This window comes from Ectopseudomonas khazarica (genome assembly GCF_004521985.1).
Lineage (GTDB): Bacteria > Pseudomonadota > Gammaproteobacteria > Pseudomonadales > Pseudomonadaceae > Aquipseudomonas > Aquipseudomonas khazarica.
The window spans coordinates 1-25,228 of the sequence record NZ_SBHZ01000007.1 but is presented as its reverse complement, the minus strand read 5'-3'; the positions used below and the strand labels follow the sequence as shown (position 1 = coordinate 25,228).

Here is a 25,228-nt window from a genome sequence, read left to right as displayed (position 1 = left end):
GCGAATCCTTCGCGTCGTCAGGCGTGTTCATTGAAAAAAGTCTGTAGATTCACTTCAGCAGGCAGGCCTTTAGCCTCTGGCGTGCCAGCTTGCCATTGGCTGTAGGCGCTGGTTGGGACACTGAAGAAGTCGTTACCTTGCTCAAGACTCAGCAAGGCCCAGATGGCAATACTGCGCTCACTGACCAGTCCGACCTGTTCTGCACTGTGCAAGCGGTTGTATAGCCAGGAATCAACTGCAGCTTGTTGCTGCAAAAGATCTGGTACGTGCATCTCTAGCCAGTCGTACAGGCGTGTTTTCAACTGCCGGTGATAAGCCTTTTGCAGAGCCTGCTCTTGATGCTCATCCAGGAATGCACGGTCAAACGCGACAGGAGGATGATTGGCCGCTGTATAAGCGTTCCTCTGGAGTTCTGTGTGGGGCTCCCATTTAGTCGAAGGGAGCGCCACTTCCCAGCTTGTAATGGGGCCAAGCAAATGTGGGTATTGCGAGGGGGAATAACTGGCCAGCCAGTACCAAGCTACTAGCGGGTCGGCAAAGCGCAGCAGACTCTGGCTGCCCCCCTGGCTGCGCACGCAAATGAACTCACGAAGATGATCGGCAACCTCTTTCAGGTTGGCGTTGCTCGACAGGCGACAGCTGCATGCTAGCCAGTCAAAATCTGACTGAGCATCTGATAGGAGCTTGGACGGTGGCGAGGTAGCAACAAGAATTGGGCCTAGATCGTGTGCTTCTTGCCAGCGTGTACCTACGTACAGGGGTTCGATTTCCATCTCTTCACCACGCCCATACAGTTCGGTAATCACACCCTGGCGAAGTACACCATCAATGAGCAGGTAGTGATTGGTCATCAGGGTTTCTCGCCGTTTTGCATTTTCATTTGCTCACAGATTTCACAGCGTGGTGTCGCTCGCATTAGTGCTTGCCGCTGTGCCTGAATCAGCAACTCCCCCGCCTTATCCGCATCCGCTGGCCTCACCGCGCCAGGCAACACTGGCGCTGCCCCCGAACCGCTGCCCGCTGCGCCGCCGGAATTGATCTTGATCACCGGTCCGACCAGGGTCACGCCGCCGCCGTCGAGCTTGATGAAGCTGCCGCCGCCCTTGAGGGTCAGTTCGCTGCCGGCTTCGAGCACGACCTTGAGGCCGCTGCTGAGGTGAATTTCCTGGCCGGCCTGGATGAACTGGCCGTTGCCCAGCTTGATGTGCTGGCTGTCGCCGACGGTGAGGTGGTCGTTGGCCTTGATCTCGGTCTTGCGATCGGCGTGAGTGGTGCGGTGTTCTTCGGCCTTGAAGTGGCTGTAGGCATTGGCCTCGACGGTGTCGTGGCGCTCGTTGCCGACGCGGATCTTCTGGTCGTGTTCGATGTTCTCGTCCCAGTCGCGCTGGGCGTGGACGTAGATCTGCTCGGCGCCCTTGCGGTCCTCGATGCGCAGCTCGTTGTAGCCGCCGCCACCGGGGCTGCTCAGGGTCTTGAACACGCTGCGGGTCTTGTTCGCCGGCAGGTCGTAGGGCACCACGTGCTCGGCGTGGTACAGGCAGCCGGTGACCAGTGGTTGGTCGGGGTCGCCTTCGAGGAAGGTGACCAGCACTTCCATGCCGATGCGCGGGATGGTGATGGCGCCATAGCGATCGCCGGCCCAGCTGGAGCTGACGCGCAGCCAGCAGCTGGTTTTGTCGTCGGCTTGGCCTTCGCGGTCCCAGAAGAATTGCACCTTCACCCGGCCGTATTCGTCGCAGTGGATCTCTTCGCCGGCCGGGCCGGTGACGACAGCGCTCTGACTGCCCAAGATGCGCGGCTTCGGGTGCTCCAGCGGCGGGCGATACGGGACGTCCCACGGGGTGGCGACGAACTGGTTGCGATAGCCCTGGGTAAAGCCGTCGTCGGCTCGGGTGTCGCTGATGACCGACTCTTCCAGCACCTGCGGCTGCTTGCCTTCGTGCAGCACCTCGGTGAGCAGCCAGAGCTGGTTCCAGGCGTCGCGCGGGTGGTCGGTCAGGTCGAGGAAGTGGCCACTGACCAGGATTGGCGAGTCGCCATCGCCCTGGGCCTGCGCGAAGTCGTGGCGATGGCGTTCCAGGGCGCGCGTGGCCAGGTGCTTGCCGCGCTCGCGGTCGGTGTAGCGGCCGGGGTAGTCGTAGTCCTCCAGCTTGGGCTGGGCGTCGCCATCGGCCTTGGCTTCCAGTTGCAGGCGTGGCTTCTCGAAGTCGTAGTCACGGCGCGTGACCTGGCTGGTGCGGGTCTCCACGCGGACGCCGAAGTGCTTGATCACCGGGTCGTCGGCCACCAGGCCGGTGTCCTGCTGGTAGGCCAGCGGTGCCAGGCGCGGGAAGACGGTCTGGTCGTCGCCGAAGGTCAGGACGTGGCCGTCGCTGCTGTGCTGGAAGTGGTAGTGAATGCCTTCCTCTTCGCACAGGCGCTGGACGAAGTGCAGGTCGCTCTCGTCGTACTGCACGCAATATTCGCGCTCGGGGTAGATCGAACCGAGCTGGAACTGATACGCATCGGCCTGGATGCCGTGTTCTTCGAGCACCTGGCTGATGATCTTCTCCACCGTCAGGTGCTGGAAGATGCGCTGGTTGGTGCGGTGTTTCAGATAGGTCAGCTGAGGCACCAGGGTCAGGCGGTAGCGGGTCATGCGCTTGCCCGATTCGCCCTGGGCGATACGATGGATCAGGCCGTGGATGCCCGCTCCCTTCTGGTCGAACGCGAGAAAGGCACGTTGATGCAGCAGGCTTTCCAGGTCCAGGTCGGGCCTGTCGCTGATCAGTTCCACGGCGAACGCATACGGCTGGCTGACCGCCTCGCGCCCGCTGAACTCGAGCACCTGCAGGTCGTGTTCGACACCTTCGATGCTGAGACTGAAATGGGTCTGGTTGGCCTGGGCGAACATTCGTTGTTCCTCTCGATCATTCCATGATGGGCGCGTGGCGCGCTCCAGGTTGTAACCGATTCGGCCGCGTGCTGCTGGCAGCGGTCGAGGTTTTCGGCAACTGCCGCGCCTGTCCGACGCGTTTTGCCGAAACGCAACGGCCAGGACGATGCCTGGCCGCTGCGGTGACGCACGAACTCAGCCTGCGATTAGGCGGAGATCGGGGTACGCCAGTCGTCGGAGCCGGAAGTACCGGAGACTTCGTGGGTCCAGACGATTTTGCGGTAGGTGAAGTAGACGTCTTCCAGGTGAGTGAAGTGCGCCATGTTCGGGTCCTGGCAGTTCGGCATGCGCGACTGAACGTCGACGATCACGGCGTCTTCCAGTTCGATGGTGAAGTAGTGCTCCTGGGTACCGGTGGAGGAGGTGCGGTACCACTCCAGACGGCACTTGTTCAGACGCTCACCGGAGGTCAGGGCGTTGAAGATCAGCGGCGAGGACTTGTCGAAGACCTTGGTGATCATCAGCGGCTTGTGTACGCGCTGGCCGGTCGGTTGGCCGGACTGCGGGTCACGCGGGATGATGACCTGGTGGTTGTACGCCTGAACCAGAATCTGGTCTTCATGACCTTCCTGGAAGATGTTGCCGACCGAGTCCTCGGTGAAGGTGCCAGCGGTGATCAGACCTTGTTTGGTGCCTTCGAGGGACAGATACGCGGGTGTTGGCATGAGTGCTCTCCTTGCCTGGGTCATGGATCATGATCGATCCGGGAGCCCTGTCTAAAGCGAGCGGCATGCCAGATAAAATAAATCCAATAAAAACAATCAGTTAGCGTGACTGCGTGGCAATGGTTCGTCACCTTGAGCGCTGGATCACGTTAATCTGCGCAACTTGTTGCGCAGTGCTGTGCAGCTTGTTGCGCAGCGCGCTGAAGGCCCCGTGTTTGCTGGTTTTCAGGCGATCCGGCAGTGCTTTGTCCGGCGGGCGCTGCGCAAGAAGCTGCCGCTCGGCTCATTCGGCCCAGTGCCGGCCATGGCGCTCCAGCAGGTGCTGCAGTTGCTCCGGGCCGTCGCTGCCGGCCGGGTAGGGGCGCGGGCTCTGGTAGTGCTGGTGCCAGCCCTGCAGGATCGGGTCGACCCACTGCCAGGCGGCCTCGACTTCGTCGCGGCGCATGAACAGCGTGGAGTCGCCTTCGATCACGTCCAGCAGCAGGCGCTCGTAGGCGTCCCAGCGGCGTTGCTGGCTGAAGGCGTTGGCCAGGTTGAGGTCCAGTTCCACGGGTTTGAGGCGCATGCCCTTGCCCGGGTTCTTGGCCATCAGCTGCAGGCTGATGCGTTCTTCCGGCTGCAGGCGAATCAGCAGCTGGTTGGCCTCGCCATCGTTGAACAGGCGGTGTGGCACCGGCTTGAACTGGATGAGAATCTCCGAGGCTTTCTTCGCCAGGCGTTTGCCGGTGCGCAGGTAGAAAGGCACGCCGGCCCAGCGCCAGTTGTCGATCTCCGCCTGTACGGCGACGAAGGTCTCGGTGTCGCTGTCGTTGTCGACGTTTTTCTCGAAGTAGTAGGCCTGCACGTCATGGCCACCGATCTGGCCGGCGGTGTACTGGCCGCGCACGGTCTTGTCCTGCACGTCGAGGCCGCTGATGGGCTTGAGCGCTTCGAGAATCTTCACCTTCTCATTGCGCACGGCCTCGGCGTCGAAGCGTACCGGCGCTTCCATGGCCACCAGGCAGAGCAGCTGCAGCAGGTGGTTCTGGATCATGTCGCGCATGGCGCCGGCCTTGTCATAGTAGGCACCGCGGTTTTCCACACCGAGCGTCTCGCAGACGCTGATCTGCACGTGGTCGATATGCCCGGCACGCCAGACCGGCTCGAACAGGGCATTGGCGAAGCGCAGCGCCATGAGGTTCTGCACGGTTTCCTTGCCCAGGTAGTGATCGATGCGGAACACCCGAGCTTCGTCGAATACCGCACCGATGGCCGCGTTGATCGCACGGGCCGAATCCAGCGAGTGGCCGATGGGCTTTTCCAGCACGATGCGGGCGGCCGGGCCTGCCAGGCCGGCGTTGGCCAGGTGGGTGGCGATGTCTTCGAACAGATTCGGCGCAGTGGCGAGGTAGTAGACCCGCACGCGGTCCTCGGCGCGCCCCAGGTACTTGGCCAGGCGGCCGAAGTCGGCGCTCTGCGCGGCGTCCATGGCGAAGTAGTCGAGGCGCGCGGCGAAGCTGGCCCAGGTTTCGGTAGTGAAGTCCGCGCGCGCTACCTGCGCCCGGCAATGGCGCTCGGCCAGCGCCTGGTAGGCCTCGCGGCTGTGACTGCTGCGGGCCAGGGCGAGGATGCGCACGTCGGCATGCAAGCGTCCTTCGCGATGCAGGTGGTAGAGCGCTGGCAGCAGCTTGTGCAGGGCCAGGTCGCCGGTGCCGCCGAAGACCAGCATGTCGCAGGGGATGCTCAAGAGAAGACTCCGACTCGATTCTGACAGGCTGTTGGAAACTACCCGTGTTGGTAATACGACGTCAAAAACGGGCTGTTGGCCGTGCGCCAGTGCCACTCATGTAGTATAACTACAAGGTCACTACAACCCCGGCGATGGATCATAACCGAGTCATGATCGATCGAGTGCCCGTGGTAGACCCTTTTCTCATAGAGCCAAGCCCGTGAATCTGTTGCAACACATCGCCCAGTCGCGCCACCTGCTGCGCAAGTCAGAACTGAAGGTGGCCGACCACGTCCTGCTCGATCCCGCATCGGTGATGCACAGCTCGATGGCCGAGCTGGCGCACAGCGTGGGTATCAGCGAGCCGACCATCGTGCGTTTCTGCCGTGCCATCGGCTGCAGTGGTTTCCAGGATCTCAAGCTCAAGCTGGCGCAAAGCCTGGCGGCGGGTGCGAGTTTCGGTCAGTTCGCCATTCACGAGGACGACTCGGTCGCGGACTTCAGCCTGAAGATCTTCGACACCACCCTGCACACCCTGATGGAAGTGCGCGAGAAGCTCGACCCCGAGGCGCTGCAGCGTGCCATCGCCGCCTGCTCGCAGGCGCAGCGCGTGGAGTTCTACGGCTTCGGTGCATCCGGTGCCGTGGCGGCGGATGCCCAGCACAAGTTCTTCCGCCTGTTGCTCAATGCCGCCGCCTACTCCGACCCGCACATGCAGGCGATGAGCGCGGTCACGCTCAAGCCGGGTGATGTCGCCGTGTGCATTTCCCAGTCCGGCCGTTCCAAGGACCTGCTGATCACCGCCAACCTGGTGCGTGAGTCCGGTGCCAGCCTGATTACCCTGTGCCCGAGCCAGACCCCCCTGGCCGAACTGGCCACCGTCAACCTGGCCATCGATGTGCAGGAAGACACCGAGATCTACACCCCGCTGACCTCACGTATCGCTCACCTGGTGGTGATCGACGTGCTGGCCATGGGCGTGGCCATGGCGCGCGGGCCGAGCCTGGTCAACCACCTCAAGAGCGTCAAGCGCAGCTTGCGCAGCCTGCGTCTGTCACCGAAGTCGATCAAGGCTTCCGAGGATTAGAGAGTTGGGTCTTCAAGGACGAAGATGCCAGCAAGGCATGCGCTACTGACTGCGCTGGTCGTTTTCTTGGCAGGGTGCAGTACTGTTTCCGCTCGATGCTGTTCGCGTGCACGAGCGTGACGAAGCCCTGCACGAGATTCGAGCGACCGAGGCGGTCGACGTCACCGAGCATTCATGACGTCGCCGTCAAAGCGTCATCTGCCCGGAGCAAGCTGAGGCCTCCAGTCCTCGTTCCGGGAGTACCGAGATGTCTCGTATCTTCGATGACGCGCTGCTGCAGACCCAACCCGACGCCAAGACCCGTCGCAAGCTGCAGGACCAACGGCGCATGGCCTATCGCCGGGCCATCGAGCACTACGCCGAGCAGTGCCAGCTGCAGCGTGAGCTGGCGGACTTCCCGGATCTGCAGACGAACCAACGCCACGCCGCCTGACGCCGCGCGGTGTGCCGAATTCGGCATGCTGCCTGGGTAAAGCGATCAAGCGGGCGGGGCCTGTTCGGGCCACTGTAACGGGCTGACTGCCAGGAGCCCGATATGACCCGACTGACCCTTGCCGAGGCCCATGAGCTGGCCGCCGATATCCTTCGCCATGCCGGTTTCAGCGCCGCCTTCGTTCAGGCCATCGCCGCCACGGTGACTGCCGGCGAGCGCGATGGCTGCACGTCCCATGGCCTGTGGCGCCTGCTGGGCATCGTGCGCACGCTGAAATCAGGCAAGGCGGTGGCCGATGCCGAACCCGAGGTGTTCGAGCCGGCGCCTGCGCTGGTGCGCGTCGATGCCCATGGCGGCTTCTCGCAACTGGCGTTCGCCGCCGGCCTGCCGCTGCTGGCCGAGAAGGCGCGGCGCAATGGCATCGCCGCCATGGCGATCAATCGCTGCGTACATTTCTCCGCGCTGTGGGTGGAGATGGAGGCGCTTACCGATCTGGGCCTGGTCGCGCTGGCCTGCAACCCGACTCAGGCCTACGTCGCGCCCACCGGGGGCAGTCGCCCACTGTTCGGCACCAATCCCATCGCGTTCGGCTGGCCACGTCCTGGCGGCCACCCGTTCGTCTTTGACTTCGCCACCAGTGCCGTGGCCCGTGGCGAGATCGAGCTGCATCGCCGTTCCGGCAAGCCGTTGCCGAGCGGCTGGGGCGTGGATCGCCAGGGACGGCCCAGCGATGACGCCGCCGAGGTGCTCGACCATGGCGCCATGCTGACCTTCGGCGAGCACAAGGGCTCGGCGCTGTCGGCCATGATCGAGCTGATCGCCGGGCCACTGATCGGTGACCTCACCAGCGTCGAGTCCACCGCGTTCGATGCGGGGCACAACGCCTTGCCGTATCACGGCGAGCTGATCATCGCGCTCGATCCGCAGCGCTTCCTCGGTGAGCAGGCCGACGCGCAGCTGGCCCGTGCCGAAGCGCTGTTCGAGGCGATCCAGGGCCAGGGCGCACGGCTGCCGTCGCAGCGCCGCTACGCAGCGCGGGCGAAAAGCCTGGTCGAGGGTGTGGAGATCGCCGACAGCCTGTATCAGGACCTGATCGCGCTGCGTGGCTGAGTGTGGCGGGGCCAGGGGCCAACGCAAAAAAAGCCCCGGCAAGCCGGGGCTGAGGGTGGGATGCGCCGGTTACCGCGCCGACACGGATTTCAGTCCAGCGCATCCCGCGTGGTGACGCCGTCGACCAGCCGCGCCAGGCCGAGCGGGTTGGCATTCTGCAAGGCTTCTGGCAGCAGGGCGTCCGGGCAGTTCTGGTAGCACACTGGGCGCAGGAAACGCTCGATGGCGAGGCTGCCGACCGAGGTGCCGCGCGCGTCCGAGGTGGCCGGGTAAGGGCCGCCATGCACCATGGCATCGCCCACCTCGACCCCGGTCGGGTAGCCATTGAACAGCACTCGGCCGACCTTCTGTTCCAGCACCGCCAGCAGATCGCCATGGGCCTGCAGGTCATCCGCCTCGGCCGTCAGCGTGGCGGTCAGCTGGCCGCGCAGGCCGTGCAGGGCCCCCAGCAGCTCGGCCTTGTCGGCCACCTCGACGATCACCGTCGCCGGGCCGAAGACCTCCTCTTGGAGCAACGCGTCACCGTCGATCAGCAGGCCGGCATCGGCCTGGAACAGCTGTGGACGCGCCTGCCGGCCCTCCTGCGGCTGGCCGGCCAGGTGACGAATGCGCGGGTGCGCGTGCAGCGCTGCCAGGCCCTTCTCGTAGCTGCGCAGCGTGCCGTCATTGAGCATGGTCTGCGCCGGACGCTGGCCGATCTCGGCGATCAGGTTGGCGGTGAACAGGCTGAACTCCGGCGAGGCGATGCCGATCACCAGGCCGGGGTTGGTGCAGAACTGGCCGCAACCGAGCACCACCGAATCGGCCAGTTCGCGGGCGATCCGCTCGCCACGGCTGGCCAGGGCGCCGGGCAGCACCAGCACCGGGTTGATCGAGCTCATCTCGGCGAACACCGGAATCGGCTGCGGGCGGGCCGCGGCCATGTCGCACAGGGCACGGCCGCCCTTGAGCGATCCGGTGAAGCCGACGGCCTGGATCGCCGGGTGCTTGACCAGCACCTCGCCGACGCCGCTGCCGTAGATCAAGCTGAACACGCCGGCGGGCATGCCGGTCGCGCGGGCGGCACGCAGGATCGCCTCGGCGACGAAGGCGGCGGTGGCCATGTGGCCGCTGTGCGCCTTGAACACCACCGGGCAGCCGGCAGCCAGGGCGGACGCGGTATCGCCACCGGCGGTGGAGAAGGCCAGGGGGAAGTTGCTGGCGCCGAACACGGCAACCGGCCCGACGCCGATGCGGTACTGGCGCAGGTCTGCCCGTGGCAGCGGCTGCCGCTCCGGCTGGGCACGGTCGATGCGCGCCGCGTAGAAGTCGCCCCGGCGCAGGACGCGGGCGAACAGGCGCATCTGGCCGCTGGTGCGGCTGCGCTCGCCCTGGATGCGCGCCGCCGGCAAGGCGGTTTCGCGGCAGACGATGGCGACGAAGTCGTCACCCAGTGCGTCGATCTCGTCGGCGATGGCGTCGAGGAAGGTGGCGCGCTGCGTGGCTGGCAGGCTGCGGTAGGCCGGGTAGGCTTCGGCAGCGGCCTTGGCGGCGGCGTCGACTTCTTCGGCGCTGGCCTGGATGAAGGCGTAGGGCAGGGGTTCGCCCGTGGTGGCGTCATGACTGCTGTGAACCACGCTGCCGGCGGCGCTGAATACGCCGCCGATGATGTTGTGGCCGATGGTGGAGGGCATTGCGGGCTCCTGTGTTTGCAGCGGTTCGGGAAGGCCCTGCGCTCGGCTGCGCAGGCGGCAGCCGAGCGAGGTGCAGCGGTCAGGCGGCGGCCGACCAGTTGGCGTACCACTGGCGGAACAGCTGGTACTGGGTCTCGGCGTAGCGGCGCTGGGCGTCGCTGAGCGCGTCGCTCTCGTTGAAGTGCAGGCGGTATTCCTGGTCGCCGTTGAGCACCATCAGGTGCTTGTAATAGAGCACCAGGTCGGTGCCTTCGTCGAAGGACGACAGCACGTTCAGCGCTTCGGAAAGCTCCCAGGCCCGGCGGCGCGCAACGGCATCGCCCTTGGCGGCCTGCCTGCTCAGCTCGACCAGTTGCAGCACTTCGCGTGGCAGGGCATTGCCGATGCCGGTGATGGCGCCGGTGGCGCCGCAGTTGACGAAGCCGTGCACCACCTGGGTATCCACGCCAGCCATGAGGATCACGCTGTCGTCCTGCGAGGTGATGTGTTCGGCGGCGTAGCGCATGTCGGCGGCGCCACCGAATTCCTTGAAGCCGACCAGGTTGGGGTACTGGCGGCGCAGCTTGAAGAACAGCTCGGCGCGGGTGGCGAAGCCGTAGTAGGGGCTGTTGTAGATCACCGCAGGCAGGTTCGGCGCGGCGGCGAGAATGGCGGAGAAGTGCGCCTCCTGGGCGGCCGGCGAGGCGCCACGGGACAGCACGCGGGGAATGACCATCAGGCCGTGAGCGCCGACCTTGGCGGCGTGCGCGGCGTGCGCCACGGCCTCACGGCTGTTCACGGCGCCGGTGCCGACGATGGTCGGCACGCCGGCTGCGACCAGGCGTGCCACGCCTTCCTGGCGCTCGGCCTCGGTGAGCAGCGGCCAGTCGCCCATGGAGCCGCAGTAGACCACCGCGCTCATGCCGATTTCGATCAGTTCCTTGCCCTTGCGCACCAGGGCGTCGAAGTCCGGCTTGCGCTCGGCGGTGCAGGGGGTCATCAGGGCGGGGATGGTGCCGATGAAGATGTTGCTCATGCTGTAGCCTCTTGGATAGATGCAGGGTATTTCGTATACGAAAATAAGCGTGCGAAGCGCACCATTCATTTCCAGGGTCTGGGCCGTAGCCCGGTTCACTGCGTCGGCGAGCCGGCGCTTGTCAATCTGCTGAACGCCGCGTTACAGCTGCACGTCCACCGGCCAGGTGTCCGACAGACGATAGCCGGTTGGCCAGGGGTCGTCCGGGTCGAGCATGTGCTGGTGGGTGCCGGTGATCCAGGCGCGCCCGGACAGGCAGGGGTAGATGGCCGTGCGCCCGGCGACCTCGGTCAGCGAGTCGATGCGGCAGTGGAACGCCGAGCCGATGATCGAGCGGCCGATGAAGCGCTCGCCCACCGCCAGCTGGCCCTTGGCATGCAGCACGGCCATGCGCGCCGAGCAGCCGGTGCCGCAGGGGGAGCGGTCGATCTTGCCGGGGCGGATGACCACCGCGTTGGCGCCAGTGGCCACGGCGTTCTCGTGCACCACCGGCGCGGCGATCTGGCAGAAGGAGAGGTGGTTCCAGTCCGGATTCAGCGGGTGGCTGAAGCCGAGCTGCTGGTTGGCCGCCTGGGTGATCTTCAGGCCGATGGCGACCAGGTCCGCGGCTTCGTCCGGGGTGATGGCGAAGCCCAGCCTGTGCGCGTCGGCGATGACGAAACTGTCGCCACCGTAGGCGGTGTCCACCTGCAGCGACCCGATGCCCTCGACCTCGATCCAGGCGTCGAGCCGGTCGGCGAAGGACGGCACGTTCTTCACTTCGACGCGCTCGGCCTTGCCGTTCTTGCAGTCGGCGAGCACTTCCACCAGGCCGCCGGGGGCTTCCAGGGTCAGCCGGGTCTGCGGTTCGCTCATCGGCAGGATGCCGCTGTCGAGCAGCACGGTGGCCACGCACAGCGAGTTGGAACCGGACATCGGCGGCACGTCGGCCGGCTCCATGATGATCCAGCCCATCTGCGCGGCGGGGTTCTTCGCCGGCACCAGCAGGTTGACGTGGCGGAACACGCCACCGCGCGGCTCGTTGAGCACGAAGTTGCGCAGGAAGTCGTCCTGCGCGACCCAGCGCGACTGCTGCCAGAGGGTCTCGCCGGGAGGCGGGGTGACGCCGCCGACGATGACGTCACCGACCTCGCCTTCGGCGTGGCAACTGACGACATGGATGAGTTTGCTGCTGCGCATGCTGCGGCTCTCCTAGTTGACCGACTTGAGGAAGTCGGCGGTTTCCGGGCGCTGCGGATTGCCGATCACCTGGTCGGGCGTGCCGATCTCGTGCACCAGGCCGTTGCGGAAGAACGCCACGCGGTCGGAGACGTCCCGGGCGAAGCGGATCTCGTGCGTCACCAGGACCATGGTCATGCCGTCTTCGGCGAGCATGCGCATGGTGTCCAGCACCTCGCCGACCAACTGCGGGTCGAGGGCGCTGGTGGCTTCGTCGAACAGCATGTAGTCGGGGCTCATGGCCAGTGCGCGGGCAATCGCCATGCGCTGTTGCTGGCCGCCGGAGAGCTTGCTGGGAAACACCTTGAGCTTCTCCGCCAGGCCGACGTGAGTCAGCTGCCTGACCGCCATCGCCTCGGCTTCCTCCTTGCTCAGGCCGAGCACCTTGCGCGGCGCCAGCATGACGTTCTCCAGCACCGTCAGGTGCGGGAAGGCGTTCCACTGCTGGAAGACGATGCCGATCTTCTGCCGCAGCCTGTTCAGGTCGGTGCCGGCGGCATGCACCTCGGTGCCATCGACGCGGATGCTGCCCTGCTGGATCGGCTCCAGGCCGTTGATGCACATCAGCAGGGTCGACTTGCCGGAGCCGGAGCCGCCGATGATCGACACAACCTCGCCCTTGTTCACCGTCAGGCTGACGCCCTTGATGACCTCGAGGTCGCCGAAGGATTTGTGGACGTTGTCGATCTCAATCATTTTCCTGCCACCTTTTTTCCAGCCGGGCGCCGAGTTGGGCGACGACCAGGCTCATGACGTAATAGATGATGCCGGCGATGCACAGCACCAGCAGCGGCTCCTGAATGCGCGTGACGATGGTCTGCGAGGCTCGCAGCAGCTCGACGATGCCGATCCACATGACCAGGGCGCTGTCCTTCATCACGCTCAGCACCAGGTTGAGCCAGCCGGGGAAGGCCACGCGGGTGGCGATCGGCAGCACGATGTAGCGCAGGTCCTGCAGGTAGCTCATGCCCAGCGAGCGCGAGGCGCGACGCAGGTTCGGCGGCACCGCGAGGACGCCACTGCGGACGATCTCGGTGCAGAAGGCCGCGGCGTAGACACCGAGCACGATGCAGCCGACGGCGAAGGCGCTGATGTTCAGCCCGGCGATGCTCTTCATGGCATTGAACAGCACGAACTGGATCAGCAACGGGACGCTGCGGAACACGTCCAGCACCCAGGCCAGCGGCAGGCTGGCGCGTGGCAGGGTGGCGCGCAGCAGGCCGAAGACGACGCCGGAGAGGGTGCCGATGAGCATGGCGCCGACGGTCAGCTGCAGGGTCACCCAGGCGCCGTCGAGCATGAACATCAGGTCGGTGGAGGTCAGGCTGGTTTCGAACATGTGCAGTCCTCCCTCAGTAGCGGAACAGACGCCAGGCCATCAGCCGTGCGACGAGCACGATGGTCTTGGCGATCAGGTAATAGAGCAGCGCCGCGAGGGCGAAGTACTCGAAGGTGCGGAAGGTCTTCACGTTGTAGTCCTGGGTCACGCCGGTGAGGTCGTTGTTCAGGCCCACGACCACGCCCAGCGAGGTCATCAGCACGGCCCAGACCATCTGGTTGGACAGCGGGTGGAAGACGATGCGCAGCAGCTGCGGCACGATGATCATGCGGTACGCCTGGAAGGCGTTCATGCCCAGCGAGCGGGCGGCCTTCATCTGGGTTTCCGGCACGGCCTTGAGGCCGCCACGGAAGTTCTCCGCCAGGTAGCCGGCGTTGTTGAAGGTGATGCCGGCGAGCAGGGCAACCCAGGAGCTGACGTGCAGCCCGAAACTGCCCAGCCCGAAGTAGAGGATGTAGATCTGGAACAGCGACGGCGTGTTGCGGGCGATGGACACCCAGGTATTGGCGAAATGCCGCAACGCCGGGTTCTTCATCTGCCGCATCACGGTCAGCAACAGGGCGATGAGCGTGCCGAGAAGCATCGACAGCGCGGCGGTCTCCAGCGTGACCCAGGCGCCGGCCAGCATGTCCGGCAGGGCCTTGAACGCTGAGCGCCAGTGGAAGGAATAATCGAACATCGATCAATGGGTTCCTTGCGGTTGAGGTTGTCCCAGCCAGGCCGGGAGTTGTCCCTGGTTCTGCCCGCTGCAGGCCGCGTCGACACACGCGGCAAGACTGCCGAAATGCACCTGGCGTCCGGCCAGCCCGGGGGCGTAGTGGGCGTACTTGCCCGAATTGGTCATCAGGTTGCGGCTGTCCGGCGGCACCACCGGCTCACCGAGCATGCACCAGCAGGTGTCCGTCAGCAGGCGCACGCCGAAGGCCTGCAGGGTGGCGACATGGCCGCTGGCGCTGGCCTGGTCGTGCACGGCACGCCCGCAGGTCACCACCACGGCGGTATGCGGATGGCGCGTGCGCCCGGCGCAGAGTTCGGCCAGCCTGGCCAGCTCGCTGGCCGAGGCGTGCGGGTTGCCGAGGGCGACCAGGCTGACCTCGCTCGAGTCGGCGCTGTTGAGCTCGGCCCAGCTGCTGCGCAGGTCCGCCAGCGTCACCTGCAGGGTGCGCCGTGGTGCCTGGCCGGCGAGGGCGCGGGTCACGTCCGGCGCCTCCGGGGTGATGCCGGCGATATGGAACATCGGCGCTGCCGAGGTGGTGGCGAAGGCCGCGCTGAAGGCCTTGAGGTCATCGCGGCTCGGCTGGCTGTGCTCGAGGCCGGCGAGTACCGGGATGTCGACGGTGGCGAGCAGCCCGACGTGGTAGCCCAGCAGCGGCCAGAAGCTGTCGTCGGCCTGCGCGGGCGCCTCGACCTCGAGCAACAGGCGCGCCTGGCGGCCCGCGTCGAGATGGCTGCCGGTGCGCGGCGCGCGGCCGGTGAGGGCGATGCAGATGTCGAGGAAGTCCGGGTACTTTAGCGTGCGCGCGCCGATCACGCTGTTGGCATAGGCCACTGCGTTGGATTCGGCCCAGACGATCTGCTCGCCGAACGTCGGTGCGCTGTCGAGCAGGTAGGGCGCGCAGGTGAAGCTGAGCTGCGCGCCCATCGCCATGTACACGTCGCCCAGGCGGCTGGCCGGTTCGCCGAACGTCGGATCGACGCCCAGGGCGCGCCACTGGCGCTGGTCCACCGAGATGGCGTTGAGGGTGGTCGGCACGCGCACCCTGGCGCCCCAGTCCAGCAACTGCTGGGCGAAGCGCAGGCTGGCCGAGCCGGTGTAGATGCAGCCATCGATATGCGCCTGGCTGATGTCGAGCAGTGCGCTGGCGCCCTGCAGTTCGGCCATGCGCACCAGCAATTGCATGGCGACCTGGGCGGCGCGGCCCTGTTCACCGGCGAGCAGGGCGCGGTCGCCGGCGTTGAGTTCGAGCGTGCTCGCCTGGGTTTCGACCGGCTCGAGCGGGCTGGCTTGCCAGCCATCGTCGGGTGCGTGGGCAAACAGCTGCAGGTTCGCCCCGTCGACGCGAGCGAAGCTGCCGTGGTGCGCGGCCAGCTGGGCGAACGCCGCATGACCGATGCACAGCACGGGTAGCTGGATGCCGAAGATGTGTTCGGCGACCAGGGCGCCGAGGCTGAGAATTTCGTCGGGTTCGGCCAGCACCAGCGCCGCTGGCGCCGGGCCTGACAGGATCAGCTCCAGCAGGACGCTGCTGCCGGTGCAGGAGCCGCGTCCACTGGGAATGGCCAGTACGCGCCCGGCCAGGGATTGCCCGCTCAGCGGGTGATGGCGGTCGATCACCTCGCCGTTGCTCGGGTCGACGCCGCCCCAGAAGCTCAGGCCGAGCGTGGCGTGCAGCAGTGGCCCCTGGCCTCGGCCGGCGACCAGGCAGCGACCGTCGATAGTAGTTGCAGGCATCGTCATCATCCCCACCAGGCGCGGCCGATCAGTAGTACACGGCGGGAACGGTCAGGTTGGCCGGCTTGATCTCCTCGCCCACCCACTTTTTCCACAGCTCGTCGTAGCGGCCGTTGCGCACCTGCTGGTTGACGAACAGGTTGAGGTAGTTGAGCAGGCCGTACTCGCTGCGCTTGGCGGCCAGGGACACGTAGTCGACGACGTAGGGGGCGTCGCCCGCGACCTTCAGGCCCTTGTACTTGCCGGACTTGAGGGTGGCGGCGGCCACGGTATTGGTCACCACGGTGGCGTCGATATGGCCCTGGCTCAGGGCGAGGATGGTGTCGTTCTGCGACTGGTAGGCGCGGAAGCTGCCTTCACCCCAGGCCTTCTGATCCTTCTCCAGGGCGATGGCCTCGTAGGTGCCGCTGGTGTTGCCGAGCTTCTTGCCTTTCAGGTCGGCGTAGCCGTTCACGCCGGTGTCTTCGCGGGTCAGCACGACCATCTGGAAGGCGAAGTAGGGCACGGTCATGCCAACCGTCTTGGCGCGCTCGAGGGTGTCGGAGGTGGAGGCGACGATGACGTCGGCCCGGCCGGAAACCAGCGCGGGAATGCGATCCGGGAAGGGGGTCTCGACCACTTCGGCCTCGACGCCGAGGATCTTCGCCAGATCGCTGCAGTAGTCGACGTCGAAACCGGCCGGCTTGTTCTGCTCATCGCGGAAGCCCATGGGCGGGAAGTCCAGGGTCACGGCGCAACGCAGTTTGCCGGATTCGATGATGTCGTCGAGCTTGTCGGCCTGGGCGTTGCCGATCAGCGAAGCGCTCAATGCGGCGCCGAGGGCGAGGGTGAGGGTCTTTCTGTTCATGTGCAGCCTCATGATGGGTGATGGTTGGCAGATGAATCGAGTATCAAGGATTTCGTATACGATATTTGATTAGCAAGGCCTGTGCCGATTTTCACCGACAGCCTGCTGCGAGGTGCCAGCCATTGTCTGGCAAGGGCTGCAGAGGGGAAGGCGAGCAAGGTGACGCAGCGCGCGGCGCTGGCGAACTGTCACCGTGTTACATAACGAAGCATGACGGCGCACGTTTGCCCCGAAGCGGAACACGCTTGCTCAGAGCTGGCGCCGGGCGTCGCGATACTGGCTGGGAGAGAGGCCGGTCAGGGCCTTGAACTGGCGGCTGAAGGCGCTGTGATCGGTGTAGCCGCAGCGCAGGGCGACCTCGGTGATCGGCAGTTCGCCCTGCAGCAGCTGGCTGGCCGAGCCGAGCCGCGCCTTGTGGATCATCTGCCGTGGCGTGAGCTGGAAGATGCGCTTGCACAGGCGCTCCAGCTGCGCCACCGAGAGCCCGGCCAGTTCGGTCAGCTCGGCCAGGCTGATCGGGCGCGCGTGGTGCTGGCGAATGTAGTCGTCCACCGCAGCCAGCTTCTGGTAGGCCGGGTGGGTGTCCTGCGCGGCCTGCAGGTCACACGACACGCCAGCCATGCCGATCACGTTGCCGGCGACATCGTGCAGCGCCAGCTTGTGGGTCAGGCACCAGCCGGTGAGGTGTCCGGGGTACAGGTGCAGTTCGAGCTGATCCTCCAGCCGCGCCCCAGCCTGCAGGACCTGCAGGTCCTGGGCGGTGTACTGCGGGCCCAGGTGCGACGGGAAGACCGCCTCGGCGGTGCGGCCGAGCAGCGCCTGCTTGTCCTTGCAGCCGCAGCGCCGGACCAGCGTCTGGTTGACCATCATGTAGCGCGCCTGCGGGTCCTTGATGAAGAACACCACGCCGGGCATTGCGTCCAGCAACGGCGCGACCGCCGCAAGGCTGTCGAGCAGCGCGGGCAGGTCGGTGAGCGTGGAACGTGGCAGCAGGTCTAACATCGTGCGACTGACAGGTGGCGGCCCCTGAGCATACGGCTCGCGGGGCCGCCTGGGTAGTGCTCGAACGGCGCTATTGCAGGTGCAGCAGGGTGTCGATGCGCGCCGGGCTGAGCGGCGAGCGGGGCGCCGGCTGTGGCCAGTCGAACAGCACCTGCGCGGCGGCTGCGCAGACGCGTCCCTGGCAGGCGCCCATGCCGCAGCGGCTGGCCATCTTGGCCTGGCTCCAGCCAGCCTGGTCGCGGACGGCCGCCAGCGGCACGTCTTCGCAGCGGCAGAGCAGGGTCTCGGGCCTGGCGAGGTGCTTGACCTCGTCACGCAAGGCGAACGCTGCGTTCAACGCCTTGGCGAACCCCTGCCAGTGGTGCCGTCGTGGCCACAGGCGCCGCGCTGCGTCGTGCTCGCCGACTGCCGCATGGCCGGCGATGGCGCCTTCCACCAGGGCTTTCTCGCTGCCGCCGAAGCCGGTGCTTTCGCCGGCGGCGTAGTGGTCGGCGAGGCTGGTGGCCTGCCAGTCATCCACGGCCAGTGCATTGAGTTCGATGCGGCAGCCCAGGGCCTGGCCAAGTTGCAGGTTGGCTATCAGGCCGAAGCCACATGCCAGGCGGTCACAGGCGACTTCGCGGATGCGCCCGCCGATGCTCAGGCGCACGGCTTGCAGGCGCCCGTCACCGAGTGCTTCGACGACATGGCTGTTCGCCCTGTAGCCCGGATGGAACAGCGTGCAGGCCTGCAGCAGCTTGCCTGGCCAGCGCGGCAGTTGCGCGGCGAAACCGGCGACGGCTGACCAGTGTGCCTGCTCGGTGATGTTCAGCACCTGCGCGCCGTTGTCCTGCGCCGTGGCGGCGCTGGCGAGCAGCAGCGGGCCGCTGCCGGCGACGACGATGCGCTCGCCGGCGACCGGCAGGCCGCCCTTGATCAGTGCCTGCAGGCCACCCGCGCCGGTGACCCCGGGCAACGTCCAGCCGGGAAACGGCAGCAGCAGCTCCCGCGCGCCGGTGCAGAGAATCAGCTTGTCGTAGTGGATGATCCATCCGCGCGTGGGGTCCTCCAGCAACAGCGCCTTGGGGCCGGCCAGGGCGACCACGCGGGTGCACGGCAGCCACTCGACATTCGCCAGCGCCTCCAGCTGTTGCCGGTAGGCGCGCGCCTGCGCCGGCAGGTGCGCCTGCGGGCCGTCGCGCCAGATCTGTCCGCCCGCGGCGGGATTGTCGTCGACTATGGCGATGCGCGCGCCGCTGGGGGCCGCGGCCAGAGCTGCCGCCATGCCGGCGGGGCCGGCGCCGACGATGAGCAGGTCCACCTTCATGCTCGGGTCTCCACGTGCATGCCGTCCTGGCACAGGGTCTGGCAGGCCAGGCGCCGCTGGCCATCGATGTTCACGCGACACTCCTGGCAGATGCCCATGCCGCACAGCGGGGCGCGGCGCTCGCCACTGACCGAGGTGCGGCTGCTGCCGTCGCCACCGAGCGCGAGCGCGGCGGCGACCGTGGTGCCGGGGGCCACCCGCAATGGGCTGCCGTCGAGAGTCAGTTCAGGCATGCGCGCGTACTCCTGGGAAGCGTTGTGGCAGGTAGGCATCCACCTGCAAGGGGGCGGGTTCGCCGAGCAACTGGGCGATCAGCAGATCGGCGCTGCCCGGTGCAGTGGTCACGCCCAGCCCTTCATGGCCGACGGCCAGCCACAGGCCCTGGCGTTGCGGGTGCGCGCCGAGCAGCGGCAGGCCGTCCGGGCTGGCGGCGCGAAAGCCGGTCCAGGCGCGGATGGCGTTGAGCCGGGCCAGCCCCGGCACGTAATCGACGGCGCGCTGCAGCATCTTCGCCAGCATCCATGGCTCGACGGTGGGGTCGCTGGTGTTGAACTGCCGCGATGCGCCGATGAACAGCTGTCCGGTCGGGCGCGGCTGGACATTGGCGGCGGTCGAAGGGCCGCTGGCGTTGTGCGCGCTGGTGACGTAGCCCAGCTCCACCAGGGTGTGGCTGATGCGTCCGGGGTAGCGGTCGGTGATCAGCAGGTGGCCCTTCTTCGGTTCGATCGGCAGCTCCGGGCAGAGGGTGCTGGCGTGGGTGCCGCCGGCGAGAATCAGCGCCTGGGCGCTGAGCCAGCTGCCGTCCTCCAGGCGCACGCGCTGGCCGTCCACCTCGACGACGTGCGCCTGGCGTTGTTCGATCAGCGGGTGGTCGAGCAGCCAGCGCGCGACGTTGGGCGCATAGAGGATGCCGTCACCGATCACGCGCAGACCGCCGTGCAGGCCGTCGCGCAGCTCAGGTTCGGCCCGTTGCAGGGCCGTGGCGCCGAACAGCTCGCAGTCCAGCCCGTGATCACGCAGCACCTGATACTTGGCCTCGGCCACGGCCATTTCCTCGGCATTGGCGGCCAGCCACAGGGTGCCGTTCTGCCGGTAGGCGCAGTCCTCCGGCATGTCCCGCGACCAGTCGCGCCAGCGTTGCACCGAGTATTGGCTGAGGGCCAGCTCGGCCGGGTTGTCGTCGAGCACGATCAGGTGGCCCATGCCGGCAGCGGTGGCGGCGCGCAGGCCGGCATCCAGCACCAGCACGCGGTGCCCGCGCCGGGCCAGTTCGTGGGCGCAGGTGGCGCCGACGATGCCGGCGCCGATGACGATGAAGTCGGCGCCGTCGCTCACAGCACGATGCCCCAGGCGAAGGGGTCGTCGTCCTCGATCAGCAGGGTAGCCTCGGCACTGACGTTGGCCCGGCCGCGAATGGTCGGGATGATGCGGCCACCTTCGGCGGTCTCGTAGCGGCCTTCGAACTGGCTGCCGATCACGCTGGCCTGGCGCCAGGTCGTGCCGGGTTGCAGCTTGCCGTCGGCGGCGAGGCAGGCCAGCTTGGCGCTGGTGCCGGTGCCGCAGGGCGAACGGTCGTAGGCTTTGCCGGGGCAGAGCACGAAGTTGCGGCTGTCGGCTTCGGCGTCATCGGCGAACAGCTCGATGTGGTCGATCAGGCCGCCGTCCTCACCGCGAATGCCCTGGTCTTCCAGCGCCTGCTGCACGGCCGCGCTGTAGCGGGTCAGGGCCTCGAGGTTGTCGCCCGCCACGCGCAGGCCGTGGTCGCTGATCAGGAAGAACCAGTTGCCGCCCCAGGCGATGTCGCCGGTGACGTCACCCTGTCCGGGCACGCCCAGGGTGACCGCCTTGCGGTAGCGGTAGGCCGGCACGTTGCGCACGCTGACCGAGCGATCCTCATGCAGGGTCGCCTCGACGGTGCCGACAGGCGTCTCGATCTTGTGCACGCCGGGCCCGATCCGCCCCAGGTGGGCCAGGGAGGCCACCAGGCCGATGGTGCCGTGCCCGCACATGCCGAGGTAGCCGGTGTTGTTGAAGAAGATGACACCGGCACAGGCCTGGGGATCGACCGGGGTACACAGCAGGGCGCCCACCAGGACGTCGCTGCCGCGTGGCTCCAGCACGCTGGTCGCCCGCCACTGGTCGTGCTGGCTGGCCAGGCGTTGCCGGCGCTCGGCCATGCTGCCGCTGCCCAGGTCAGGAAAACCGCTGATGATCAGGCGGGTCGGTTCACCGCCGGTGTGGGAGTCGATTACCTCGATACGTTTCATGTGGCCATGCCTGCAGTCGTGTTGAGTGACTACAGGGTGACGCGAGGCGCAGCGTCCGGCTTGAGGGATTTGCCTGGGGCGAATGACGAAATCGGCACAGCCTCGGGGCGACTGAATAGGCCGGGGGCGGACCTCAGCGGTGGCCCGGCAAATGCGCGAAGAGGCTGCTGCAGACACCGGTGATGTGTTCCTCGAGCAGCGCCACCGCATGCTCCGTGTCGCGGCTGCGACAGGCGTCGATGATCGCGCGGTGCTCGTGGTCGGCGCGGTCCTTGCCCTCCGACAGGCTCATCTGCATGCGCAGGTAGCGCTCCAGCTTGTCGTGGATCGAGCGGATCAGGCTGACCAGGAAAGGCCGCTGCGCCGGCTCGTACAGGCAGGCATGCAGCTTCCAGTTGAGTTCGGCCCAGCGCCCCACGTTTTCCTCGCCGACGAACTCCTCGCAGATGCGCTCGGCGCGGGCGAAGGTCTCCTCGGTCATGTTCGGAATGGCCAGGCGCAGCACCTTGTTCTCGAGGAGGATGCGCACCTCGAACATCTGCGCCAGCTCCGGCTCGGAGATCCGTGTCACCACGGCGCCCTTGTTGCGCTGGAACAGGACCAGGCCCTCGGCCTCCAGGCGCTTGAGTGCCTCGCGCACGGGAATCTTGCTGACGTTGAACAGCTGCGCCACGTCGTCCTGGCGAATCGGCTCGCCTTCGGCGATATCGCCCGCGACGATGGCGTCACGCAGGTGCGTGGTGATGACCTCCGATGCCGTTGGCGTGAGGCCGAGGTTGGGGGCGTTGACACGGGCAAGGGGCAAGGGGGCGGTACTCTCTTCAGCTATCGCGGATATTTTATACGAAATTTCTCGAGCGGATCGTAGGGGTATTTCGCAGCTTGCCCGATTCTACGGACTTGTTGCCCGGTTCTGCCGATCTCGTTGGCGGGCAACGACACCGTGCTGTTCGCCCACTACAGTGATGGTCTGGCTCCCTGTGGGCCTGACCGTGAACGCCGGCGAGCCTGGCGAGACTATTCAGACACCATCAAGTCAAGGTGGGCAGACCATGATTACCCTGAATCTCAATGGCAAGGACCATGAGCTGGACGTGGCCGACGACATGCCGCTGCTCTGGGCCCTGCGTGACGTCGCCAATCTCACCGGCACCAAGTATGGCTGCGGCATGGCGCTGTGCGGTGCCTGCACGGTGAATGTCGAGGGACAGCCGACCCGCTCCTGCGTCACCCCGGTATCGGCCGTGGTCGGCAAGCGCATCAGCACCATCGAAGCGGTCGCCGAGGACAGCGTCGGCAAGGTCGTGCAGGAGGCCTGGCGTGAGCTCGACGTGGTGCAGTGCGGCTACTGCCAGTCTGGCCAGATCATGGCGGCCACGGCACTGCTCAGCAGCAACAAGGCGCCGAGCGATGCCGATATCGACGCGGCCATGAGCGGCAACATCTGCCGTTGCGCCACCTATGTGCGGATTCGTGCGGCCATCCATCAAGCCGCCGAGCAACTGGCCTAAGACCTCTCCAGGGTCTGCTGCGCGTCGCGCGTGCGGGGCTTAGAACCGATTCGGAATGCATGCAGCACATCAACGCATGTGCGAACCCAGTCCGTCGTCGATCGGTTGTTGCCTTGCCCGCCTCTGGCTCGCGAGACCCTGAACAGGTTTTCTTCGGAGAACTGAATCATGGGCAAGATCGAAACCCCCGATAGCGCCGCTCGCGGCATCCTCAACGTCAGCCGTCGCTCGCTGCTCAAGGGCACGGGCGGGCTGGCGCTGGGCATCTTCTTCGCGCCGCTGATCCGCGGCATGGATGCACTGGCCGCAGGTGGCCCGCTGGAGCCGAACGCCTTCGTGCGGATCGACCTGGATGGCAGCGTGACCGTGCTGGCCAAACACCTGGAGATGGGCCAGGGCAGCTACACCGGCCTGGCCACGTTGCTGGCCGAAGAGCTGGACGCCGATTGGGAAACGGTGCGCGTCGAAGGCGCGCCGGCCGATGTGAAACGCTACAACAACCTCGCCTTCGGCCCGATGCAGGGCACGGGCGGCAGTACCGCCATGGCCAACTCCTGGGAGCAGATGCGCAACGCCGGGGCCACGGCCAAGGCCATGCTGGTGGCTGCGGCGGCGCAGCGCTGGGCAGTGCCGGCCAGTGAAATCAGCGTCAGCAAGGGGGTGGTCAGTCACCCCGGCTCGGGGCGCAGTGCCGGTTTCGGCGAACTGGTCGAGGCGGCTGCGGCGTTGCCGGTGCCCGAGCAGGTGCAGCTCAAGCAGCCGCAGGACTTCAAGCTGATCGGCAAGGTGGAGCTGCGCCGCAAGGACAGCCCGGGCAAGACCGACGGCAGTGCCGTGTTCACCCAGGACTTCAAGCTGCCGGGCATGCTGGTGGCGATGGTCGCCTATCCGCCGCGTTTCGGTGGCGTGCCGCGTTCCGTCGACAGCAGCAAGGCCAAGGCCGTGCGCGACGTGGTCGACGTGGTGGAGTTTCGCGACCTGCCGCACGGCCGTGCCGGCGTCGCCGTGCTGGCGAAGAACACCTGGGCCGCGCGCCAGGGGCGTGATGCCCTGGTGATCGACTGGGACGAGAGCCAGGCGTTCACCCTCGGCAGCGAGGAAATCCTCGCCCAGTACCGCGAGAGTGCCGGCAAGCCCGGCCTGCCGGCTGCCGCCCGTGGCGACGCCGATGCGGCGCTGGCCAAGGCGGCGAAAACCATCGAGGCCGACTACGAGTTCCCGTACCTGGCGCATGCGGCGATGGAGCCGATGAACTGCCTGGTGAAGCTCTCCGCCGATCGCTGCGAGATCTGGAACGGCGAGCAGTTCCAGACCGTCGACCAGGCGATCATCAGCGGCTACCTGGGCTTCAAGCCGGAACAGGTGTCGCTGACCCAGCTGTATGCCGGCGGCAGTTTCGGGCGCCGTGCCAGCTCGCGTTCGGATTACCTGCTGGAGGCCGTGGCGATCACCAAGGCCGCGCGCGACAAGGGCGTGGACGCACCGGTGAAGATGGTCTGGGCGCGTGAGGACGATACCCGTGGCGGCTTTTTCCGCCCGATGTACCTGCACCGTGCGCGCATCGGCCTGGATGAGGCCGGCAAGTTGCAGGCCTGGCACAACCGCATCGTCGGCCAGTCGATCATCGCCGGCACCTCGATGGAGCCGTTCCTGGTCAAGGAGGGCATCGACCATACCTCGGTCGAAGGTGTTTCCAACCTGTCCTATGCGGTGCCCAACCTCAAGGTGGAGCTGAGTACGCCGAGCAACATCAAGGTGCCGGTGCTGTGGTGGCGCTCGGTCGGGCATACCCATACCGGCTATGTGGCCGAGACCATGATCGACGAAGCCGCGGTGGCGGCCGGCCAGGACCCCTATGCCTTCCGCCATGCGCTGCTGGAAAACCATCCGCGTCACCGTGGCGCGCTGGAGCTGGCGGCCAGGCAGGCGGGCTGGGACAAGCCGCTGGCCGCCGGTGCGGCGGGCGAGAAGCGTGGACGCGGCATCGCCGTGCACGAGTCGTTCGGCTCGTTCGTGGCGCAGGTCGCCGAGGTGACGGTGAAGGCCGACGGCAGCTATCGCCTGGATCGCGTGGTGTGTGCGGTGGACTGCGGTATCGCCATCAACCCGGACGTGATCAAGGCACAGATGGAGGGTGGGATCGGCTTCGCCCTGGCGGCGGCCCGGCACAGTGCGATCACCTTGAAGGATGGACGGGTCGAGCAATCGAACTTCCACGACTTCCAGGTGCTGCGCATGAACGAGATGCCCAGGGTCGACGTGCATATCGTGCCCTCTGCGCAGAACCCGACCGGTGTCGGCGAGCCCGGCGTGCCGCCCCTGGCGCCGGCGCTGGCCAATGCACTGTTCGCGGCCACCGGCGTACGCCTGCGCAAGCTGCCGTTCCCGACGCAGATCAAGGCCTGACCGAGAGCAGGCGCTGGACACAAGACGCCCGGGCAGGTTGCCCGGGCGTTTTTGTGTGGGGTGTTTGCGTGGCTGATTCGTGAGTGGCTGATCGCGGCTGAAGCCGTTCTTACAGGGGCGTGGCGTAGCCCGGATGCAATCCGGGGTAGGGGTTGCCCTGCGTGGGGGCGTGGTCGTGCTGGACTTTTCGAGGGGCGTCGCGGCTGAAGCCCCTCCCACAAGGCTGGGGCCGGCGGATGTGATGGGTGCTCGAG

General features: G+C 66.6%; 23 protein-coding genes. 5 read left to right on the top strand and 18 right to left on the bottom strand.

The genetic code is table 11. The features are described from left to right. Window positions 1-17: 17 nt before the first annotated feature. The 4 genes from EPK82_RS10570 to zwf all read right to left on the bottom strand — a co-directional run bounded on the left by EPK82_RS10570 (window position 18) and on the right by zwf (window position 5,326). Window positions 18-851, bottom strand: coding sequence for a DUF4123 domain-containing protein (locus EPK82_RS10570; RefSeq protein ID WP_134676535.1), 834 nt, complete (start codon window positions 849-851; stop codon window positions 18-20). Continuing rightward, window positions 851-2,893, bottom strand: coding sequence for a type VI secretion system Vgr family protein (gene tssI, locus EPK82_RS10565; protein WP_134676534.1), 2,043 nt, complete (start codon window positions 2,891-2,893; stop codon window positions 851-853). The genes EPK82_RS10570 and tssI overlap by 1 nt, the downstream gene beginning before the upstream one ends. Window positions 2,894-3,081: 188 nt before the next feature. After that, entirely contained in the window at window positions 3,082-3,600 is a 519-nt protein-coding gene (locus EPK82_RS10560; RefSeq protein WP_003241180.1) for an Hcp family type VI secretion system effector, read from the bottom strand. Between the two features lie 283 nt (window positions 3,601-3,883). Next, a complete protein-coding gene (gene zwf, locus EPK82_RS10555; protein WP_134676533.1) occupies window positions 3,884-5,326 on the bottom strand; it encodes a glucose-6-phosphate dehydrogenase in 1,443 nt (480 codons plus the stop codon). A gap of 202 nt (window positions 5,327-5,528) precedes the next feature. On the opposite strand from zwf, the gene hexR reads away from it, so the two are divergent. The 3 genes from hexR (at window position 5,529) to EPK82_RS10540 (ending at window position 7,938) form a co-directional block, all read left to right on the top strand. Then, window positions 5,529-6,395, top strand: a complete 867-nt coding sequence (gene hexR / locus EPK82_RS10550) for a transcriptional regulator HexR (RefSeq protein WP_037054469.1) — start codon at window positions 5,529-5,531, stop codon at window positions 6,393-6,395. A 247-nt stretch (window positions 6,396-6,642) separates the two neighbouring features. Further along, window positions 6,643-6,828: a PA3496 family putative envelope integrity protein gene (locus EPK82_RS10545; protein WP_037054482.1), complete on the top strand. Its 186-nt coding sequence runs from the start codon at window positions 6,643-6,645 to the stop codon at window positions 6,826-6,828. Between the two features lie 102 nt (window positions 6,829-6,930). Further along, window positions 6,931-7,938, top strand: coding sequence for an Ldh family oxidoreductase (locus tag EPK82_RS10540; protein WP_134676532.1), 1,008 nt, complete (start codon window positions 6,931-6,933; stop codon window positions 7,936-7,938). 89 nt (window positions 7,939-8,027) lie between these two features. Here EPK82_RS10540 and EPK82_RS10535 read toward each other — a convergent pair whose 3' ends face one another. The 14 genes from EPK82_RS10535 to EPK82_RS10470 form a co-directional block, all read right to left on the bottom strand. Further along, complete coding sequence (locus EPK82_RS10535; protein ID WP_134676531.1) at window positions 8,028-9,611, bottom strand: aldehyde dehydrogenase (NADP(+)); 1,584 nt, start codon at window positions 9,609-9,611, stop codon at window positions 8,028-8,030. A gap of 79 nt (window positions 9,612-9,690) precedes the next feature. Continuing rightward, on the bottom strand, window positions 9,691-10,626 hold the full coding sequence (locus tag EPK82_RS10530) for a dihydrodipicolinate synthase family protein (protein WP_047587070.1): 936 nt from the start codon (window positions 10,624-10,626) through the stop codon (window positions 9,691-9,693). Window positions 10,627-10,767: 141 nt separating this feature from the next. Then, a complete protein-coding gene (locus EPK82_RS10525; protein ID WP_037054489.1) occupies window positions 10,768-11,805 on the bottom strand; it encodes a trans-3-hydroxy-L-proline dehydratase in 1,038 nt (345 codons plus the stop codon). 12 nt (window positions 11,806-11,817) lie between these two features. Beyond that, on the bottom strand, window positions 11,818-12,540 hold the full coding sequence (locus EPK82_RS10520; protein WP_037054492.1) for an amino acid ABC transporter ATP-binding protein: 723 nt from the start codon (window positions 12,538-12,540) through the stop codon (window positions 11,818-11,820). Beyond that, window positions 12,533-13,183: an amino acid ABC transporter permease gene (locus EPK82_RS10515; RefSeq protein ID WP_037054493.1), complete on the bottom strand. Its 651-nt coding sequence runs from the start codon at window positions 13,181-13,183 to the stop codon at window positions 12,533-12,535. Before EPK82_RS10515 ends, EPK82_RS10520 begins: the two co-directional genes overlap by 8 nt. A gap of 13 nt (window positions 13,184-13,196) precedes the next feature. Then, window positions 13,197-13,862 (bottom strand): amino acid ABC transporter permease, encoded by a 666-nt coding sequence (locus EPK82_RS10510; RefSeq protein WP_037054495.1) that lies wholly within the window; start codon window positions 13,860-13,862, stop codon window positions 13,197-13,199. Window positions 13,863-13,865: 3 nt separating this feature from the next. Beyond that, on the bottom strand, window positions 13,866-15,641 hold the full coding sequence (lhpI, locus tag EPK82_RS10505) for a cis-3-hydroxy-L-proline dehydratase (RefSeq protein WP_394346198.1): 1,776 nt from the start codon (window positions 15,639-15,641) through the stop codon (window positions 13,866-13,868). A 22-nt stretch (window positions 15,642-15,663) separates the two neighbouring features. Then, window positions 15,664-16,482, bottom strand: a complete 819-nt coding sequence (locus EPK82_RS10500) for an ABC transporter substrate-binding protein (protein ID WP_037054498.1) — start codon at window positions 16,480-16,482, stop codon at window positions 15,664-15,666. A gap of 249 nt (window positions 16,483-16,731) precedes the next feature. Then, complete coding sequence (locus EPK82_RS10495; protein ID WP_051800625.1) at window positions 16,732-17,484, bottom strand: AraC family transcriptional regulator; 753 nt, start codon at window positions 17,482-17,484, stop codon at window positions 16,732-16,734. Window positions 17,485-17,554: 70 nt separating this feature from the next. Further along, the gene (locus EPK82_RS10490; RefSeq protein WP_134676529.1) at window positions 17,555-18,790 is read right to left on the bottom strand and encodes an NAD(P)/FAD-dependent oxidoreductase; all 1,236 of its coding nucleotides are present in this window, start codon (window positions 18,788-18,790) and stop codon (window positions 17,555-17,557) included. Then, window positions 18,787-19,023, bottom strand: a complete 237-nt coding sequence (locus EPK82_RS10485) for a (2Fe-2S)-binding protein (protein ID WP_037054509.1) — start codon at window positions 19,021-19,023, stop codon at window positions 18,787-18,789. Before EPK82_RS10485 ends, EPK82_RS10490 begins: the two co-directional genes overlap by 4 nt. Continuing rightward, on the bottom strand, window positions 19,016-20,125 hold the full coding sequence (locus EPK82_RS10480) for an NAD(P)/FAD-dependent oxidoreductase (protein ID WP_134676528.1): 1,110 nt from the start codon (window positions 20,123-20,125) through the stop codon (window positions 19,016-19,018). Before EPK82_RS10480 ends, EPK82_RS10485 begins: the two co-directional genes overlap by 8 nt. Then, window positions 20,122-21,057, bottom strand: a complete 936-nt coding sequence (locus EPK82_RS10475; protein WP_134676527.1) for a 4-hydroxyproline epimerase — start codon at window positions 21,055-21,057, stop codon at window positions 20,122-20,124. Before EPK82_RS10475 ends, EPK82_RS10480 begins: the two co-directional genes overlap by 4 nt. Window positions 21,058-21,190: 133 nt before the next feature. Continuing rightward, window positions 21,191-21,862 (bottom strand): GntR family transcriptional regulator, encoded by a 672-nt coding sequence (locus EPK82_RS10470; protein WP_037054516.1) that lies wholly within the window; start codon window positions 21,860-21,862, stop codon window positions 21,191-21,193. Window positions 21,863-22,109: 247 nt separating this feature from the next. On the opposite strand from EPK82_RS10470, the gene EPK82_RS10465 reads away from it, so the two are divergent. Both EPK82_RS10465 and EPK82_RS10460 read left to right on the top strand, forming a co-directional pair. After that, the gene (locus tag EPK82_RS10465; protein WP_037054519.1) at window positions 22,110-22,568 is read left to right on the top strand and encodes a (2Fe-2S)-binding protein; all 459 of its coding nucleotides are present in this window, start codon (window positions 22,110-22,112) and stop codon (window positions 22,566-22,568) included. A 168-nt stretch (window positions 22,569-22,736) separates the two neighbouring features. Next, the gene (locus EPK82_RS10460) at window positions 22,737-24,974 is read left to right on the top strand and encodes a xanthine dehydrogenase family protein molybdopterin-binding subunit (protein WP_134676526.1); all 2,238 of its coding nucleotides are present in this window, start codon (window positions 22,737-22,739) and stop codon (window positions 24,972-24,974) included. Window positions 24,975-25,228 lie beyond the last annotated feature (254 nt).